Here is a 13968-nt window from a genome sequence, read left to right on the forward strand (position 1 = left end):
TTATGGTAAACTAACTTATTTAAAGCTTTTCAAAATCGCTTCGATTTGTGTTTCTTTTAGGCTGCCTTTGATGATGTAGAGGTCGAAGGCTAGGTTTTGTTTTTGGTCGATGATGTAGTAGTGGGTTTGTTTGACCGTTTCTGTTTTGCCGTTTTTGGCGATGGATTGGATTTCTAAATTCACGGCAACGACCGGGAATGCATAGCCTTTTAACTCGTTTTGGTCAATCATTTTTGAATGATTTGGGAGTAGGTTTTGAATTTTTTGCGTTTGTGAATTGTAGGTTAAAACATCCAATCCACCGACAAACTTACCTTTATCTGAAAAAGTAAATGAATCCAATCCGGTATTAATTTTTAATTCGACAGGTAAACTTAACTGATGATTTTTAACTTGAATCTCTTGAGTCGTTTTTACCGCGTAAGGAATCTTGCTAATTCTCCATTCCTTGCTGTTGATTTTTTGAAGTTCCACTTGGTATAGGGCCGTTTCAGCGGTTTCACCAACCGGAACGCTCAACTGATAAACATTCGTTTTTTTATCGGCTTTGACAAAAGTGACTGTCGCTTTTGCCCATTTTAATAACGAGCCGCCATCTGCCTCTAATTGAGCCAACTTTCCATTCTTCTGGATGAATGCTTGAGCGGCGAAAAAGTTTTCCGCTTCCTTAGGTGTTAAGGATTTCTTTAATAGAGCAAGAAGTTCACCCTTCGTATCAATGTCGCTTGCAAGATAGCGATAGACCTTACCGTTTTGAGTAAACGTTTTGTATTCGCCATCCTTATAATCTCCACCTCGCTGGACATAGCTGTGGGCAGACGCATAGTCCGCGGCAAGCTTTACAATTTGAGCCTTTGTTAAAACCACTTCGTTCTTTTGCTTACTTGCCGAGATCGTGTACTGGTTAGCCTCAGCAGCCTTTGAGACGGTTGGGTTAGAATAAATCGGTGAGAACAAAATCGATAAAGCTAAACCGGAAAGAACTAATTTATTTGTTTTCATATCATCATTACCTCCAATATTTTTGACACAAAAATAGACGAGGCAACAAGAAAAAGGTTGCAAGGTTAGGATTATTTTTCCACAACGGACAAAATAATTTTTTCCATTTCTTCTTTTGGTAAAATATCAGCAATCATAACTATTTTATAAGCTGACTGTTGCCCTTTCTCTGGTACCGAAATCCTCATGCCGCTAACATTTGTGTCAGATGAATGAGCGTAATCAAGGGAATAACCTTTATAAGAATATGAGTCCACCCTTTCAAACGAGCGCCTCGAAACTTCATCTTCTGTTTCGTTTGAAAGAATGAACATTCTAAAGCCAAACTCGCCGCTTAGATACTCCATTTGCACAACGGGGTTTTCTGTGGGACTTCCTTCATCTGTGTTAGCCTTTGCGAAAACTAATTGATAACCTTTAGGTACATAGGTTGGGAATTGAATGGGATAATGTGCAATCGACTTCGCCTCTTCCATCGAAAAGCTCGTTTCGTTTGTAATGATTTTTTCATATGGTTCAAGTTCCGCTTGAATCTCTCCGAGCCTCGTTTGTTCCGCCTTCGTTAAGTGCTTGATATTCTGCGTTTTAACGCCATTTTCCATCACATTCATTTTTTCGACTAATGGACTAAGTTCCTGCCAAAGCTTGCGATAATGGCTGAACTCGGCTTCGGTTAATACCTGTTCGGCTAGAGCTAGATGCTGTTCGAATTTTAGTAACTCGACAGATGTCGCGACGGGGTCGACTTTTTTTACATTTTCTTCAGAACTGAATATCTGGCTAATCAAGGTTTGGCCAGCATTGACTAGATTCGTGGTTCCTCCCTGCGCAATCGCCGAACCGGTTAAAAGGATTATCGCGGCTGCAACAGCAATTAGAGGCACCTTATTTTTTTTCTTAGGTACGTGATTCATTTCCTGTTTTGCCTGATTCACACCCAAAATGGCTCTTTCTCGTAATTCTTGTGGAATTTCAATCTTCTCCATCTCGTTTCGAATTTGATTAGCCACGAATTCCAACTCCCTTTCCTTGTTTTCTCAGCTTATCTAACGAACGGTACACTATCGACTTAACAGTGCCTAACGGAATTTCCAAAATCTCCGCGATTTCACTAAATGTATGAGAGTAATAGTATTTTAAGAGAACGATATGTTTCTCCTCGTCGGTCAACATCTCTACTAAATCCTTTAAGGTGATGGATAAGCTTAGATCCTCATCCTGTGCTCCAAGCCATTCGGTATAATCCGGTTTTAAGTAGATAACCTTCTTTTGCTTTCTTAACAAATCGGTTGCACAACTCATCGCAATTTTGATGAGCCACGTTTTGAAAAAAGGCGGATGATTCAATGTGCCAATGTGTTTAAAAGACCTATAGGCTGTTTCCTGGACAACATCGAGGGCGTCTTCTTTATTTTTCAAAAAAACATATGCCGTCCGATAGATATCTACTTCATACCTTTGAAATAGCTCCAGAAAGGCAGCATCATCACCCCCTTGGGCGGCTTTTACAAGTTCCACTGTATTCATCACTACTAACTCCTTTATCTTTGCGACTTCAACCATTAGACGGATGACCTATGTATTTGGCTTAATAATTTTAAAACTTTCAACATCAATGCGATAGTATTCTATAGAAATTAGCATTTTTTTACGAGATACAAAAAAAAATGAACCCAAACTGAAACCAAACCTTCTATTGGATTCGTTTATATTTATAGAACAGCTTGTTAGAAGGAGGTCCAACGTTGAAGAAGGAACAGGAGTTATTGCAACAAATAAGGATGGGAGAATCAGAGGCGTTTACCTATCTGGTAAAAGATTTGCTTCCGACTGCCTACAAAAAAGCGTTTTTAATACTGAGATCCAAGGAGCACGCCGAAGATGCACTCCAAAATGCGTTAGAAGGAGCTTATTTAAGCATTATGAAAAATAAAGAGATGCCCAATTTTAAAGCATGGTTTCTTAGTCTTGTTTATTCAAGGTCGATTGATATTTATCGTAAAATCAATCGCCACTTACAAAATGATATCGATGCTGATTGCGAAGCACAGCTTAATATGAGCTATCAATCCGCCCAGCAACTAGCCATAAAAAAAGAAACAAAGCAGGAAATGTTGAGCAAAATTTTAAAATTAAAAAGAGAGCAAAGTTTACCACTGTTTTTACATTATTACGAAGACTTGGCGGTTGCTGACATTGCCCTGATTCTTGGTGAAAATCTTAACACCGTGAAAACAAGAATGAAACGTGGCAAACAGCAGCTTAGGGAAATCTTAAAGGAATCGCAAGCCTTAATTCAGGAGGTAAAGACGCATGGAATATAGAAAAGAAGACCAGATTAAATCTTTGGAGGATTTACAGATTCCTAGCTCGTTGGATCAATTTTTAAAAGAACTGCCAGGTCGTTATCAGAATGGAGACATGAACAAGGAGGTGGAAGAACGAACCGAGCATGATTGGCTACTTTTTCAACAACGATTGAAGAAGAAGAAGAAAAACCGACTAATCGGTCTATCGTCATCCTTAGTAGCTGCTTGTTGTCTATTTGTTGGCGCAGCTTTTGTATCGCCGGCTGTCGCTGAGATTGCCTCTGAGATTCCCTATCTCAACCTAATCTTTAAATCGAAACCACTGCACGAAGAAATTGAAAAGGCCCTTAAGGCGAAGAAAATCACCTATCGGCAATTAAGGGTTGATATTCCAGATAAAGATATTACTGTTAATATTGAAGGGCCTAAGAGCTACTATCAAACAGTGAAGCAACCAACCGAAGAATTAATCAGGGGGATATTAAACGATAAAAATTATGATGCTTATTCAATAAAGGTTACGCATGGGGTTAGTCCTGAAGAGGCAGAACTTCTGCGGAAGTTTCAAGAAGCTGAAGAAAGAAATAAAGAATTATCTGCAGAGCTAGACCAGGTTTCCGAATCTGTTTATGAGGTTTTAGCAAGGTTTGGCTATGACAAAGGCGGTGTGGGAGTTAGCAAGGGACGGATTGATTTAAACTATATTCCAAATACCGAGACAAGGGTAGAAGAAATGAAAGCTAGTATCATCGAGAAGTTAGAGCAAGAGGGGCTATCAGGCTATAAAGTGAAAGTGTATCTATATGATCCAACCTTAGTGGATAGAGAAGAACGTTTCCTACCTCTATACCATGCCATCACCGAAGGGCTGGTGGGGAAAAAGGAATACAAAGTCAAAACAGTCGGCTATACAAATAAATATAAAGACCGTTTCTATATTTCGGTAGCTACAACCATTTCACCTGATGATATTGATAAAGAGGAAACTTTAGAGAAAATCGAAAGAACAGTCCGCGAATTCCTTCAATCTAAAGAGGCATTGAACACCATCCAAAACGACCAATACGAAATTGTCATCCACAGCAAAAAGCAAAAAGAAAAACTGCGGATCATCAAAAGTAACGGCTTGGAGTAAACCTTTTGGATGATATATCTTGTGGCCACCAATCCAACATAAAAAAAATCACTAAAAAAGGCGTAGAGAACCATTCTCTACGCCTTTTTTGGTAAAAATTAGGATATTGGTGACAGGCACCGTTAAGCACCATTAACTAGTAACTGCAATGATCCCTTCCTCATCATCAAGTTCTAGCTGGATTCCGACATATGGGTCTCTGTTCATGTATTCAGCTAACCACAAACGCAGTGCTTCGATAATGTTTTGGGTAATCAAAACCTGTTTCCTTTCGCCAACGTATGCCTCTGCTGAAAAGCCGTAGTCATCGTCGTACATTAATTCGACTTCTACTTCTTCAGGTCTAATTTGCTTTTTCTGAGCAATATAAACGCAAACCGCATTAATGATATCTTGCTCGGAGATGATTACCTTGCCCATGGATTCGAATCCTCACGGCGCTTTTTGTTTTTGTACATGACATAAACTTTGCGAATAATTGAAATTAAGAAGACGATGGCAATCATATTAATCAGGAAGCCAAGAATGGAACCGAGGAATCCCATGTTCGCAAATAAACTACCAAATAATAGTCCAGCTAAACCACCAACCATAAGACCTTTCATAAAGCCTCCGGACTTCTTCTTATTAGAAGAAAATAATGACGGGCTCTTGGTCGTCGAGGTACTCTTTTTTTGTTGGAAAATAGAATTATTATTGGTGCTGTTGTTGTTGTTAAAACTTCTTTTACCAGACTTATAGCCTTTTGCCTCAACAGTATTTGTGTGATCCTGGAATACAACGCTACCAAGTGGTGAAAAGATAAGTGATGCGGTAAGTAAAGCGGCAAATAGTTTTTTCATGTCTTATTTCCTCCAATATATTTTAGTTTTGGTTGCCATGTTCAATTGGAAAACCTCTTACAAGTTAAATCGCCATGCTCAACTCCTGTATATCAAATAAAAAGACCTTCACCATAAGTTGGTAAAGGCCTATTAATCGCATAATTATCCCTTTACCAATATGGCAAAGGTCTCGCAAACAACATCAAAGTTGCCAGTTAAGCCGGTGGCCGATAGACCACGTAATGACGACATAACTGTCAGCTACTCCCCTTTGGAGTTACATAAGCACAGTGATTAAACTGTAATTATATTTTAATATAACTTGCAAAAGCAGTCAACTGTTTTGATGGATTGGGAGAAATTAGGAGGTTGGTGCCTGTCACCACAATTTATGTTATATTCTATTATATATTTAGTGTTGCTAAGGATTGGGGAATGCATATGGGGAATTTTCAGAAGTATCTAAAAAGTTATTGGAAGCCGTTTAGTGTGGCGGTGTTGTTTTTGACGCTGGAGGCAGTTTGTGACTTGCTGCAGCCGACGATTATGGCGAAGATTGTTGATGTTGGGGTCGTCAACCGGGATTTGGATTATGTTTTTAAAATGGGAGCGGTCATGATGGGCGTCACTTTACTCGGGGCAATGGCAGCGTCTACGAGAAGTATTGTCGCTAGTATTACGTCGCAAAACTTTGGCTCGGAATTGCGCTCCGACCTTTTCCGAAAAATCCAACATCTCTCATTTAAAAATATCAACCGTTTTGACCGGGCCTCGTTGATTACGAGATTAACGAATGATGTATCGCAAGTACAAATGTTTATGAATGGCTTGATGCGAATTTTCGTCAAAGCCCCGCTATTAGCCATCGGCGGGTTAATCATGGCGACAAGACTAAACATTCATCTATCAATCGTTTTAGCTATCGTGGTGCCAATGGTGGCAACCCTCATTATTTTCAATATGAAAATGAGCTTGCCGCTTTTTGCAAAAGTGCAACAAGCTCTAGATAAAGTAAATGGCGTCATGCGTGAGTATTTATCAGGCGTGCGAGTCGTAAAAGCATTCAACCGGTTTGATTATGAGATGAATAAATTCAGTGGTTTTAATGAGGAATTGCAGGATAAATCGGTAGCCGTTTCACGCGTCATTGCGTCGATTACGCCATTTATTATGCTGGTCATGAACCTAGGAATTGTAGCCGTTCTTTGGTTCGGAGGCTACGGAGTGGACAAGGGAACGATTCAAGTCGGTCATGTCATTGCCTTTACCAACTATATGACGCAAATTCTATTCTCATTAATGATGATTACCATGGTGTTTAACATGTTTGTTCGCGCAAAAACCTCGGTAGGTCGAATTGGCGAGGTTTTAGCCGAAGTAGATGACATGACTTGGCAGCATGACACAACTATAAAAGGTGGCAGAATTGACTTTGAAAATGTTTCCTTTTCTTATGAGGGGGCGTCAGGAGATCCAGTCCTGAAAAACATTTCCTTCACCTGTATGCCAGGCGAAACCGTCGGCATTATCGGCTCCACTGGATCAGGAAAGAGCAGCCTCGTAGGACTGATTCCGCGTTTCTATGATATTACCACTGGTAAAATTAAAATCAATGGGGAAGATATTAGCGAGATTAATCCAAAGGCATTAAGGGAAATGGTCGCCATCGTCCCTCAAAAAGCAACCTTATTTACTGGGACCGTTATCGAAAATATCCGCTGGGGTCGTGAAGACGCCACCCAAGAAGAAATCGAATTAGCGGCGAAAATCGCCGATGCCCATGGCTTTATTAGCGAATCCCCGGAAGGTTATGAAACACGAATTGGACAGGGTGGGGTCAATTTCTCCGGTGGTCAGAAACAGAGGATGTCGATCGCAAGGGCACTTATTAAGAAACCGGAAATATTAATTCTCGATGACAGTACTAGTGCCGTAGACGTGGCAACGGAGGCAAGAATTAAAGCATCTTTGAAAAAATATGCCGAAGGATTAACCAGCCTTCTTATTGCCCAACGGATCTCATCAGTCATTGATGCCGACCGAATTATTGTGTTAGATGATGGGGAAATCGTCGGAAATGGCAAGCATGTGGATTTAGTAACAAATTGCCCAACTTATCAAGAAATCTACCAATCGCAGTTCGGTAAGGAGGTGCTCTAGGATGGCTGAAAAAACAAACCAAGAGCAAAGGGAAAACCTGCCACCAATTCCAGGTCGCCCAGTTGGTGGGGCAGCTCGTTTTCGTGGCAATATAGTTAAACCTAGAGACTTCAAGGGAACGATTAAACGACTGTGGTCCTATTTTGGCAAAGAGAGAAAGCTATTAGCGACAGTGTTTTTCTTTATTTTAATAGATTCTGTGATTGTTCTATCCGCACCTTTCTTCATTGGGAAAGCAGTCGACGCCATGTCTTTAGGGGAAAAGGTTGATTTTGGGTTGCTTCATGTGACGGTGATTTCCCTATTAATCGCCTATCTTTCCAGTACCTTTTTGAACCTTTCGCAAGGCTGGATGATGGCAGGGGTGGCGCAACGGATTGTGAAAAGGCTTCGGACACATCTATTTCAAAAACTGCAGAAGCTTCCCGTCTCTTTCTTTGATTCTCGTACTCATGGAGAGATGATGAGTCGGTTAACGAATGACATTGATAATGTAAGTAATACCATCTCGCAGACAACCACCCAATTAATGTCTGGTTCAATTGTGATTCTTGGTTCACTGATAATGATGATTGTTTTGAGTCCCATTTTGACGATCGCCACTCTTGTGACAGTGCCATTAGTATTTTTACTAACAAAATCAATTGCCAAACGAACTAGGGTGCTATTTAGAAACCAGCAGAAGGAATTAGGGATGCTAAATGGCCATATCGAAGAAACGATTTCGGGTCTAGAAGTGGTAAAGGCGTTTAACCACCAAGAAAAAGCGATTGCTGAATTCGAAGAAATGAATACCAGACTGCGCAGGGTGGGAACAAAGGCACAGATAGCATCCGGTTTTCTCATGCCCATCATGAACGTCATCAATAACTTTGGCTTTACGATTTTGGCCGTTGTCGGTGGTTATTTGGCCGTTAAAGATCTGATTACGATTGGGGTCATTGCCAGTTTCATTACCTACTCGCGCCAATTTGTCAGGCCACTAAACGATTTAGCTAACATATTTAATATCCTGCAATCGGGAATTGCGGGGGCGGAACGGGTTTTTGAAATTCTTGATGGAGAGGAAGAACCGAAGGACCACCCAGATGCGATTCCACTTGTCAATCCTAAGGGCGTTGTTGAATTTAAGAATGTGAGCTTTGGCTACCGTGCTGATGTACCGATTTTAAAAAATGTCAGCTTTAAGTCGGAGGTTGGCAGCAGCACAGCGTTGATTGGACCGACTGGTGCTGGAAAAACGACGATTGTCAATCTATTGACCAGATTTTATGATGTGACGGAAGGGCAAATCTTTATTGATGGTCGCGATATTCGCGAATATACAAGAGAAAGCTTGCGGAAATGCTTTGGAATTGTACTGCAAGACACCTATTTGTTTTCCGGAACTATCATGGAAAACATTAAATACGGCAAGCCGGATGCGACGAATGAGGAAGTCTATGCCGCCGCAAGAATGGCAAATGCTGATCTTTTTATTAATCGTTTGCCTAAAGGCTACGAAACAGTCCTATCTGAAAATGGCGGTAATCTAAGCCATGGGCAAAAACAACTATTGGCCATCGCAAGAGTGATTCTTAGCCAGCCAGCTTTGTTGATTTTGGATGAGGCAACGAGTAGCATTGATACCCGCACCGAGCTTCATATTCAAGATGCCCTCGGGAAAGTGATGAAGGGGCGAACGAGTTTTATTATTGCTCATCGATTGAATACGATTCGCGATGCCGATACAATCATGGTTATCCAGGGCGGAGCAATTGCTGAAAAAGGGAATCACGAAGAGCTTATGGCCGAGCATGGAATCTATTATGCGATGATTTCCAATCAATATCAGGCATTGCAGAATGTTGGCAATTGCTAGAATCGGAGTGAAATTCGCACAACTAAAATAAATATTACCTAAACATACCAAAGGCGTTAACTCATCGATGGTTAACGCCTCTTCCAGTAAAAGATACTTGACTACCCATTTAAACATCACCTACAATTATTCTCATTAAGATAATACTAATGCGAACTTTTCACCGCATTACCTTTCTTTTCCTTGAATATCTGAACAGGAGACTTACATCAATGAATTACAACTCTGTGGAAGAACTTTGTAGATTACATACAAATCTATCGGAGGAGGATGTTCAAAGAATTAAAGAAATCTCCATCCAATTGCCTTTAATTGCTGACTTAAATAAAGCAAATGTGTTTGTGGATTGCCCGACAAAAGAGGGAAGGCATGCGATTGTTGTCGCAGAAGCAATCCCAACAACAGCTAAATCCGTTTATAAAAAACCTGTCGTTGGTAAATTTGCTTATGAGGCATTTGAACCCTCTGTCTTTTATACATTAAGAACTGGAAAACCAATGTTTCTTAATAGAGCCTTAACACAAGAAGGGAGAACGGTTGATCAAAGTGTTGTCCCCATCAAAGGTGCTCAAAATAAAATTATTGGGACGCTCATCATGGAAAAGGATGTCAGTGACCAGCTTTTGCGACAGAAAAAAATGGAAGCGTTGTCAGAAGCGACCGAAACGCTTAGTGAAATCCTTATTGGGATAACGGAAAATAGGCCGATTATTTCTGAAGTCATTGAAGATTCCTTATTCCTTATAGACCATGATGGAAGAATCCTCTATAAAAATCCGGCAGCCACCAACTTAGTAGAAGAAATAGGAGTAAAGGGCTGTAGTGAAGGGGAATTACTAACCAACTATTTTCCTATTTTAGCAGGAATTCTTCAAGATTCTGAAGAATTACTAGTACAGGAAATCAAGATTCACCATAAGGTTCTCCAAGTGAAAAAAATAAAACTTGGTCAACAGGAAAAGACGAATGGCACCTTTATTATTCTCAAAAACGTGACCGAGCTTCGAGAGAAGGAGCGAGAATTGATTGTTAAATCAGTTGCCATCCGCGAGATCCATCACCGGGTAAAAAATAATCTTCAAACCGTAGCTAGTCTATTAAGACTACAAATGCGGAGAGGATTACCGGAGGAAAGTAAGGTCCATTTCGTCGAAAGCTTAAATCGAATTACCAGTATTGCCTCCGTCTATGAAATTATTCTATCGAATGAAAATGTGGACGAAATTGATATTTATAGCCTAATCGAAAAGATTGGCAATATGCTCGTTTATGAAGCAGGGCATGAGAATAAAAGAATTGTGATTGATTACTCTGGGGAAAGGCTTATGATTCCTTCCAATAAAGCTGTTTCATTGGCATTAGTCGTGAACGAGCTCATTCAAAATTGTGTGAAACACGCCTTCGATTCGAAAACAGAAGGTAGAATAGACGTTTATTTTCAAAAAACAAATCAGCATATTACGGTTCAAGTCATTGATAATGGAGCTGGTTACTCGCCTAATGCGAAGTCATCCTTAGGTCTCGATATTGTTAAAATGATGATTGAACATGATTTGTCTGGAAATTTCTATATTGGTCCACTCGAAGCAGGAACGATTGCTAAAGTAACATTCCCGATGGAAAGGGAGATGAGATAGCATGAAAAAACGAATAATTGTCGTTGAGGATGAATCTATCGTCCGTCTAGATGTTTCAATGATGTTAGAGGATGCTGGTTTCGAAGTAATAGCCCAAGTGGGTGACGGGGAAAAAGCCATTGAACTAGCTTTTTCGCTTAACCCAGATTTAATCATCATGGATATCAAAATGCCAAAATTAAATGGTCTCAAGGCTAGTGAAATTATTTCAAATCGAACGAATATCCCCATCCTCCTTTTAACCGCCTATAGTCAAAAGGAATATATCGATAAAGCAAAGCAATCTAATATTGTCGGGTACCTAGTTAAGCCGATTTCGGAAGTGAACTTAATACCTGCAGTTGAAATCGCCTTGCAACAGGCTGAAAACGCAAAAGCTTATCGTGAGCAAGTAGAAATCATGAACATGCAACTTGCAGAGAGAAAGACAATTGAAAAAGCAAAAGGGATTATCATGAAGAAATTTAACTTACCTGAAGATGATGCCTTTAAGAAAATGCGAAAAATCAGTATGAACAAACAGGTTACTCTGGAAAATGTGGCGAAGCAAATTATATTAAAATATAATGCTTAATTCTTATACAAGTGAATAGGCCGGGCAAAGGTGCTCTGCGGTTTTAGTCCAACTAATACCGCACGGCACCTTTTTGTCTTTTTTAGGGTTGATGAGGACCAATTTCTTATGTTTCTCACTCTCAGTTGGTAAGGTCTTCCACTAGTAGGAACGTTCATTTTCCGTTTAATATATAAATAGATTCAAGGAGGGGTATTAACAATGGAAATGATAGGTAATATAGTTATCTACATTATCATGACCTGTGCGGTTATAGGGGCAATAGCAGCTATTCGTAACAGTGATGATGGGCTAGGTGCCCAATTTATGGAAGGTTTACATGCGGTCGGTCATATTTTCGTTCCTGCTGCAGGGATTATGGCATCGATACCGTATTTATCATGGTTTATTGACAAGGTTTGTGGTCCATTCTTTGCAGCAATTGGTGCAGACCCAGCACTTGCGGCAACCTCTATTCTGGCAACCGATATGGGTGGTTATCAATTAGCAGAGGTGTTAAAGCAAACGCAAGAGGGTTGGATCATGGCGATGATCGTTGGTTTCATGGCTGGAGCAACCATCGTATTCTCGATTCCTATGGGTCTAGCCATGCTAGACAAACGTGACCATAAATATATGGCACTTGGCGTTATGGCTGGAATTTTAACGATTCCATTTGGTGCACTTATTTCTAGTACGCTTATTACTCTTTCAAGTTCAACATTCCGTGATTTTATCAATACATCCGGAGAGGCAAAATATCAATTCGCCCTTGGGTATGGACAAATTCTATTAAACTTAACTCCACTATTAATCTTTGTGGTTGTGCTAGCAGCTGGACTTTATTTCCTACCTGATTTTATGATTAAGGCGTTTATGTGGTTTGGTCGCATCATGGATGCTGCGATTAAGCTTGTTCTTGTATTCTCAATTGTGGAAATCTTTACTGGTCTATTTTCGAATGTGTTCGGTAGTTGGGGCTTTGACCCGATTATGGCGGATGCGAAGGATCAATTCCGTGCCTTAGAAACAGCTGGTTACATCGGGATCATGTTAGCAGGGGCTTTCCCAATGGTTTACTTACTGCAAAAATATGCAGGCGGACCTTTGGAAGCATTTGGTCGTAAGCTTGGTTTAAGTAAAGAAGGTAGTGCAGGACTTGTGGCGACTATCGCCAATATTCTTGCCATGTTTAAATTGGTTAAAACGATGCCGCCGAAGGATAAGGTCATCAATATTGCTTTTGCTGTTTGTGCAGCTTTCCTATTAGGTGATCATCTGTCCTTTACAGCAAACTTCCAACCGACATTAATTTTACCAATTATGATTGGAAAACTTTCTGCAGGTGCCATCGGGATTGGTCTAGCTTATTGGTTATCCGTTCCTAAAGCACTGGAACTGGAGAAAAAAGATCGTGAAGCTGGGATTATTGGTAAGGACGAATACTTACCTAAAAAAGATGTAAAAAAAGCAGTATAATCAATGCTAGTCATCTAGGAGGTCCATAAAATGAGTGAAGAGAAAAAGCGATTTATTCAGGAGTTCGTACCGGGGAAACAAGTAACGTTAAGCCACTTAATCGCCAATCCTGATCCCGATATGTTCGAGAAACTTGGCATCCAGCAAGCTGGAGCGATGGGAATCCTAACCTTAACACCGAGTGAAACAGTTATTATTGCAGGGGATTTGGCAACGAAAGCAGCTGATGTAAAAATCGGATTTTTAGACCGCTTTACCGGAAGTCTAGTGATTGTTGGTAGTGTTTCCTCTGTGCAAATGGCAATGGAAGAAATTAATCGTTTCTTATCCGAAGTGTTAAGATACACACCTGCAGAAATCACAAAGTCTTAAGGGGACGAGGTATATATGGTAAGGAAGAACAGAGCAATGTTAATCGGTTCAATTGGGGCAGGAAAATCCACTCTAACGAATGCGCTATTAGAGCGCAAAGTTGAAGCCGTGAAAACCCAATCATTGAACTATTATGACTGGATTGTCGATACACCTGGCGAATATACGGAAAATCCTTTTTTCTATAAAAATATTATGGCCACCGCTCTTGAAGTGACTCATGTTTTATATTTACAGGATGCCACGAAGCAACGGACGATTTTTCCTCCTGGCTTTAGCACTGGCCTTAATAAACTGCCAATCGGAGTCGTCACGAAATGTGATTCCGAACAGGCAGATGTTGAGGAAGCTATTAATAGATTAAAAAAAGTTATTCCGAAAGGACCGATTGTCGTATGTTCGTCTTTTAGCGGAAAGGGCTTACAGGAAATTCGTGACCTTGTGAAATGTCATTCACTGGAAGAGATGAGAGAATATACGAAAACCGTTGCTCAGGATACCGTCATTTTTGTCTGAAAAACTTTCCAATTGGCCTTAAATCCTTTACAAATTTGAGAGCGTATTCTATATTAATAGAGAACAAGTGAATCTATCAGGCAAAGGCGCCTTATACAGTTATCATCGATATGATAACTA

The 13968-nt window shown here is 40.2% G+C and carries 14 protein-coding genes; 9 read left to right on the forward strand and 5 right to left on the reverse strand.

The genetic code is table 11. The annotated features are described in order from the left end of the window. Positions 1 to 15: 15 nt before the first annotated feature. The 3 genes from ACX9YW_RS05620 to ACX9YW_RS05630 all read right to left on the reverse strand — a co-directional run bounded on the left by ACX9YW_RS05620 (position 16) and on the right by ACX9YW_RS05630 (position 2529). On the reverse strand, positions 16 to 1002 hold the full coding sequence (locus ACX9YW_RS05620) for a DL-endopeptidase inhibitor IseA family protein (RefSeq protein WP_460343078.1): 987 nt from the start codon (positions 1000 to 1002) through the stop codon (positions 16 to 18). Positions 1003 to 1073: 71 nt separating this feature from the next. Beyond that, the gene (locus ACX9YW_RS05625; RefSeq protein WP_460343081.1) at positions 1074 to 2012 is read right to left on the reverse strand and encodes a hypothetical protein; all 939 of its coding nucleotides are present in this window, start codon (positions 2010 to 2012) and stop codon (positions 1074 to 1076) included. Beyond that, a complete protein-coding gene (locus tag ACX9YW_RS05630) occupies positions 2005 to 2529 on the reverse strand; it encodes a sigma-70 family RNA polymerase sigma factor (RefSeq protein ID WP_460343084.1) in 525 nt (174 codons plus the stop codon). Before ACX9YW_RS05630 ends, ACX9YW_RS05625 begins: the two co-directional genes overlap by 8 nt. 218 nt (positions 2530 to 2747) lie before the next feature. Between ACX9YW_RS05630 and ACX9YW_RS05635 the strand changes: the two genes are divergently transcribed. Both ACX9YW_RS05635 and ACX9YW_RS05640 read left to right on the forward strand, forming a co-directional pair. Then, entirely contained in the window at positions 2748 to 3326 is a 579-nt protein-coding gene (locus ACX9YW_RS05635; RefSeq protein WP_460343087.1) for an RNA polymerase sigma factor, read from the forward strand. Then, positions 3316 to 4446 carry a DUF4030 domain-containing protein gene (locus tag ACX9YW_RS05640; RefSeq protein WP_460343090.1) on the forward strand — a complete coding sequence of 377 codons (1131 nt, stop codon included), beginning with the start codon at positions 3316 to 3318 and terminating at the stop codon, positions 4444 to 4446. Before ACX9YW_RS05635 ends, ACX9YW_RS05640 begins: the two co-directional genes overlap by 11 nt. A 132-nt stretch (positions 4447 to 4578) precedes the next feature. On the opposite strand, the gene ACX9YW_RS05645 is transcribed toward ACX9YW_RS05640, so the two are convergent. Both ACX9YW_RS05645 and ACX9YW_RS05650 read right to left on the reverse strand, forming a co-directional pair. Then, entirely contained in the window at positions 4579 to 4866 is a 288-nt protein-coding gene (locus tag ACX9YW_RS05645) for a YxcD family protein (RefSeq protein ID WP_460343093.1), read from the reverse strand. Continuing rightward, the gene (locus ACX9YW_RS05650) at positions 4854 to 5288 is read right to left on the reverse strand and encodes a hypothetical protein (protein ID WP_460343096.1); all 435 of its coding nucleotides are present in this window, start codon (positions 5286 to 5288) and stop codon (positions 4854 to 4856) included. Before ACX9YW_RS05650 ends, ACX9YW_RS05645 begins: the two co-directional genes overlap by 13 nt. Positions 5289 to 5711: 423 nt before the next feature. On the opposite strand from ACX9YW_RS05650, the gene ACX9YW_RS05655 reads away from it, so the two are divergent. The 7 genes from ACX9YW_RS05655 (at position 5712) to ACX9YW_RS05685 (ending at position 13848) form a co-directional block, all read left to right on the forward strand. Further along, a complete protein-coding gene (locus tag ACX9YW_RS05655; RefSeq protein WP_460343099.1) occupies positions 5712 to 7430 on the forward strand; it encodes an ABC transporter ATP-binding protein in 1719 nt (572 codons plus the stop codon). A gap of 1 nt (position 7431) precedes the next feature. Beyond that, complete coding sequence (locus ACX9YW_RS05660) at positions 7432 to 9291, forward strand: ABC transporter ATP-binding protein (protein WP_460343102.1); 1860 nt, start codon at positions 7432 to 7434, stop codon at positions 9289 to 9291. Positions 9292 to 9503: 212 nt separating this feature from the next. Next, complete coding sequence (locus ACX9YW_RS05665) at positions 9504 to 10928, forward strand: sensor histidine kinase (RefSeq protein ID WP_460343105.1); 1425 nt, start codon at positions 9504 to 9506, stop codon at positions 10926 to 10928. Position 10929: 1 nt separating this feature from the next. After that, the gene (locus tag ACX9YW_RS05670) at positions 10930 to 11502 is read left to right on the forward strand and encodes an ANTAR domain-containing response regulator (protein ID WP_460343108.1); all 573 of its coding nucleotides are present in this window, start codon (positions 10930 to 10932) and stop codon (positions 11500 to 11502) included. Positions 11503 to 11703: 201 nt separating this feature from the next. Next, complete coding sequence (eutH, locus tag ACX9YW_RS05675; RefSeq protein ID WP_460343111.1) at positions 11704 to 12960, forward strand: ethanolamine utilization protein EutH; 1257 nt, start codon at positions 11704 to 11706, stop codon at positions 12958 to 12960. A 30-nt stretch (positions 12961 to 12990) separates the two neighbouring features. Then, entirely contained in the window at positions 12991 to 13332 is a 342-nt protein-coding gene (eutS, locus tag ACX9YW_RS05680; RefSeq protein ID WP_460343114.1) for an ethanolamine utilization microcompartment protein EutS, read from the forward strand. A 15-nt stretch (positions 13333 to 13347) separates the two neighbouring features. Further along, entirely contained in the window at positions 13348 to 13848 is a 501-nt protein-coding gene (locus tag ACX9YW_RS05685) for a EutP/PduV family microcompartment system protein (RefSeq protein WP_460343117.1), read from the forward strand. The last annotated feature ends 120 nt before the right edge of the window (positions 13849 to 13968 follow it).

It is taken from the genome of Pseudoneobacillus rhizolycopersici (assembly GCF_054786815.1).